Annotated in this window: 6 protein-coding genes; 3 read left to right on the forward strand and 3 right to left on the reverse strand. The window is 46.1% G+C overall.

Translation table 11 applies throughout. From position 1 onward, the window contains the following. Positions 1-283: hypothetical protein (locus tag JHD69_RS19075; protein ID WP_199141932.1), on the forward strand; the 283-nt coding region annotated here is incomplete at its 5' end. Positions 284-513: 230 nt separating this feature from the next. On the opposite strand, the gene gap is transcribed toward JHD69_RS19075, so the two are convergent. From gap to pfkA, 3 genes are read right to left on the reverse strand one after another with little or no spacing between them, the layout of a single operon-like run. After that, positions 514-1,518 carry a type I glyceraldehyde-3-phosphate dehydrogenase gene (gap, locus tag JHD69_RS19080; RefSeq protein WP_199141933.1) on the reverse strand — a complete coding sequence of 335 codons (1,005 nt, stop codon included), beginning with the start codon at positions 1,516-1,518 and terminating at the stop codon, positions 514-516. A gap of 5 nt (positions 1,519-1,523) precedes the next feature. Then, a complete protein-coding gene (locus JHD69_RS19085; protein WP_199141934.1) occupies positions 1,524-2,366 on the reverse strand; it encodes a hypothetical protein in 843 nt (280 codons plus the stop codon). A gap of 11 nt (positions 2,367-2,377) precedes the next feature. After that, a complete protein-coding gene (pfkA, locus tag JHD69_RS19090) occupies positions 2,378-3,364 on the reverse strand; it encodes a 6-phosphofructokinase (RefSeq protein ID WP_199141935.1) in 987 nt (328 codons plus the stop codon). A gap of 123 nt (positions 3,365-3,487) precedes the next feature. Here pfkA and JHD69_RS19095 point away from each other — a divergent pair, with 123 nt between their 5' ends. Both JHD69_RS19095 and JHD69_RS19100 read left to right on the forward strand, forming a co-directional pair. After that, positions 3,488-4,177, forward strand: coding sequence for an NUDIX hydrolase (locus tag JHD69_RS19095; protein WP_199141936.1), 690 nt, complete (start codon positions 3,488-3,490; stop codon positions 4,175-4,177). Between the two features lie 124 nt (positions 4,178-4,301). Continuing rightward, positions 4,302-4,605: hypothetical protein (locus JHD69_RS19100; RefSeq protein WP_199141937.1), on the forward strand; the 304-nt coding region annotated here is incomplete at its 3' end.

Consider the following 4,605-nt stretch of genomic DNA (forward strand, 5'->3'; position numbering starts at 1 on the left):
CCCCCCCCCCCCCCCCCCCCCCCCCCCCCCCCCCCCCCCCCCCCCCCCCCCCCCCCCCCCCCCCCCCCCCCCCCCCCCCCCCCCCCCCCCCCCCCCCCCCCCCCCTTTTTTTAATGATCCGGCGACCCCCGAGATCTACCCATGTCGTGGTTCGTCGGCAGCGTCAGATGTGTATAAGAGACAGATTAAAAATCGCAATATTCCATTTCATGTTTTTTGCATGACAAAAGCGTTTATCCAAACCATTCAGGAATATCAATACAAAAATAGTTCCAATATTTGAGCCTCTAGGCCGGAAGGTGTTAAATTTTTGTTAAATGTAAGTAGCGTATTGCGTATTGAGTAAAGCGTATAGTGCTGCGGGGTGAGTTGTAAACTCTTGGCTAATTCTTATTGCCCAATTTTAGCCACAGATTAACAGGTTAGGGTAGCGTTCAGCTGAATATACATAACGCTAAACAAAAAAGGCAATGCCAAACGACATTGCCTTTTTCACTCGGTATGAACCGGAAACTATTTCAAAGAGCCATAGTACTCTACGAACTTAGCCAAGGCCGAAGAATAGCCCCACTCGTTGTCGTACCAAGAAACTACTTTTACAAAGTTGTCATTTAACGAAATACCAGCGCCGGCATCAAAAATCGAAGCGCGGTCGTCGCCGATAAAATCTGAAGAAACCACCTCGTCTTCGGTATAGCCCAAAACGCCTTTCAAAGGACCTTCAAGCGATGCGGCTTTCATGGCATCTTTAATCTGTTGGTAAGTAGCCGGTTTTTCCAAACGTGCAGTCAAGTCAACTACCGAAACATCGGCAACCGGTACACGGAACGACATGCCGGTTAATTTGCCTTTTAGCGAAGGGATTACTTTGGTTACTGCTTTGGCCGCACCTGTCGACGAAGGAATGATGTTAGAGAAACCGCCACGGCCGCCTCTCCAGTCTTTGGCCGAAGGACCGTCAACCGTTTTTTGGGTGGCAGTTACCGCGTGTACAGTGCTCATCAAACCTTCAACCACACCAAAGTTGTCGTGCAATACCTTAACAATAGGAGCCAAGCAGTTGGTGGTGCATGAAGCATTCGAGACTACGGTTTGATCGGCTGTTAATTGATCGTGGTTTACGCCCATCACATAAGTCGGGATGTCGTCGTCTTTTGCCGGAGCAGAGAATACCACTTTTTTGGCGCCAGCTGCAATGTGCTTGTTGGCATCGGCACGGGTTAAGAACAAACCGGTTGATTCGATCACGATTTCTACACCAGCTTCGTCCCATTTCAAGTTAGCCGGATCTTTCTCGGCCGTAATGCGGATGGTTTTGCCGTTTACCACTAAATGTCCGTCTTTTACTTCTACGGTACCGTCGAAACGGCCGTGGATCGTGTCGTATTTTAGCATATAAGCCATGTAATCTGGCTCGATAAGGTCGTTAATGGCAACAATGTCGAGGCCTCTTTTCAAGGCGGCTCTGAAAACAAGTCTGCCGATACGGCCAAATCCGTTTATTCCTACTTTAGTCATTGTATTTAATTTGAATAATAATGAAGTAAATTATGTATTGGTTCTTTTGTTATGGTAATGATATGAACGTCGTGCCTTTGGGCCACTAGCCTTAACCTGTCCTGAAAAGTGCCGGCCACCGTACCCACAAAGTGGATTTCCTGGCCTGGATGCTGCTTCACCGTTGGCATCAGGTAAGTACTGAAATACCGCTCAAAAGCCTGGTCGATCAGTTGTTCAATATATTTGTTGTTTCGCTTGTCGATATAGAACTCTAAAAAAGAACTGAGGTAGTTCTGTACGTTGGGTTTTTTGTAGATGCGTTCTAAAATAAGCGGACGGTCAACGTTGTAACGCTCTTCAAACTGCTTCTTCAAATCTTGCGGGAGTTTATCTTCAAGGTATTGTTTGAGCAAAATCTTACCCAGGTAGTTGGCAGAACCTTCATCGCCCAAAATATAGCCTAAGCCAAAGTTGTTCTGTTCAGGGCGTTTGCCGTCAAAATAGGCGCAGTTGGCACCGCTTCCCAAAATGCCTACAATACCGCTTTGGTTGTAGCAGGCCGCGATAGAAGCACCATACAAATCGTCGTTTACCTTGATTTTGCTGTTCCTGAAAAACTGGCCCAGCGTATGAGCCAGCGACTCCTGCATGCCTGGTGAGGAAGTTCCTGCTACAAAAGCATAGATTTTCTTGATGCGCTCAGCATGGTTAATCAGGGTGATTTCCTTGTTGAGGAGGTAAAGGATATGTTTGGGGTCGTTAAAGCAAGGGTTGATGCCCGCAATGGTACATTCCGCTATGGTTTTGCCCTCGCTAGAGATTTTCCAGAAGGCGCTTTTAGATCCGCTATAAACTACTGCTATCATTGGTTTGCTGATTAAATGGATAGAACGTGGGTCATTTCTAGTAAATCACTCTCCAATTTATAGTTGTGCGTATTCAAGGCATCTTCCAAGCTGGTTAGCTTGATGGCGTTGCCGTAAAGTCCAACCATCTGCATGCTTTCGCCAGCTATCAGCGCATTTACTGCGGCATAGCCCAAACGGCTGCCTAAAATACGATCGAAACCACTAGGACTGCCCCCACGTTGCAAATGCCCTAAGATAGTTACTTTGGTATCATAGTGGGTGAACTTTCTTTTTACGCTTTTGGCAATATCGTAAGCGCCACCATATTTGTTGCCTTCTGACACGATCACTATGCTCGACGACTTTTTGGTCGATGCGCCAGCCTTTAATTTAGTGATCAGCTCTTTGAGCGAGGTTTCCCTTTCGGGCAAAAGCACGGCTTCGGCGCCGCTGGCCACGGCAGTTCTCAAGGCAATGCAGCCCGAATCCCTGCCCATTACTTCGATAAAAAACAAACGGTCGTGCGAATCGGCGGTATCCCTGATTTTATCAATAGCTTCGATAACGGTGTTGATGGCCGTATCGTAGCCCAAAGTAAAGTCAGAACCACTCAAATCGTTGTCGATGGTTCCGGGTACGCCTATAACATTGATGTTGTATTTTTCGCCAAAGCGTTTGGCCCCGGTAAAAGTGCCGTCGCCGCCAATTACAACCAGTCCGTCTATTTCTTTTTCCTGCAGATTTTTGAAGGCCAGTTCCATGCCCGCCTCTTCTTTAAATGCGAGGCACCTGGCCGTTTTGAGGATGGTGCCGCCCATGTGTAAAATGTTGCTTACAGAACGGGCATCCATCGGAATGATGTTGTTGTCAATTAATCCCTGATAGCCCTGCATTACCCCGAACATGTTTTTGCCATGGTAAATACCGGTGCGAATAACGGCTCTAATGCAGGCATTCATGCCAGGCGCATCGCCCCCAGAAGTCAGTACTGCAATATTTTTAAGGTCTTGTTTCATTATAATACACGAATATAAGGTGTATTAATTACACTAAGTAATTTTTTTTCATTATTTTTATGGATTAACCGAGCAAGTGTCTTTATTTTGTTCTCATATTTACATATCTAAAACGTTAGTGTTTTGAAAGAAGTATTACCTGTATTTAATTCGGCTGTTTCCATCGACTGTGTGTTGTTTGGCTTCGATGGTGGCGAACTTAAGATCCTATTGATAGAGCGCAACGAAGAGCCTTTTAAAGATTGGTGGGCTTTGCCGGGCAACCTGGTGGGGGTAAACGAAAGCCTCGACCAATCGGCTTTGCGTATTTTGCACGAGCTTACTGGTTTGAGCGATATCTACATGGAGCAGTACTATACTTTTGGAGAAGTAAATCGACATCCGCAGGGCAGGGTTATTACCGTGGCTTACTATGCCATGTTGCGCCTGGGTGGAGACAAAGCCCTGAAGCCACTGACTTCTTATGCCAAAAGGGCGCAATGGATCAACGTAAAAGATTTGCCCAAACTGGGGTTCGACCATCAGCATATTTTTGATAAGGGTCTCGAAAAAATCAAGCGCCGTATCAAGCACTTGCCTATTGCTTTCGAACTTTTGCCCGAGAAATTTACCCTCACCCAGGTGCAGCATGTATATGAGCTCATTTTAGGCAAAAAACTGGACAAGCGTAATTTCAGGAAGAAGATCTTAAGCTTCGGCGTGCTCAAAGAACTAGACGAGAAGCAAAAAGGTGTTTCGTTCAGGGCCGCTACCTTATACAAGTTCGATAAACGGAAGTATGCCAAGCTTTTTGGAAAGGCTATTTCTTTCTAAAACAACGCGCTAGCTTCAGGTTTTTTTGGATTAAAATTTGTTTAACGTAGCTTTGAAAAAAATATTATATTTTCATGTAAAAATTAGTTTCGATGTGTTATATTTACACTATCAACCTTATTGAATGAAAAAACGCTACCAAATTATTTTACTTTTTGTCGGTTTGATGGTGATGAACAGCAGTGTTCAGGCACAATCAAGTGGGGTTTTGCCTTACTTGGGCGTAGCTCAGGTAAATGCAGATAGCCTAACTGCAGAAGGTTTCTTGAATGCGGACCTCAACAATGAGTCTAGCTGGGAAAATAATCCATTTGGCGTTTTTCAGGTGATCAACTTTACCAATTACCCCAACCCGGCCTGTCTCTTATACACATCTAAAAAGGGGGGGGGGGGGGGGGGGGGGGGGGGGGGGGGGGGGGGGGGGGGGG

Source organism: Pedobacter sp. ASV12 (genome assembly GCF_016429155.1).
In the GTDB taxonomy this organism is placed as follows: Bacteria; Bacteroidota; Bacteroidia; order Sphingobacteriales; family Sphingobacteriaceae; genus Pedobacter.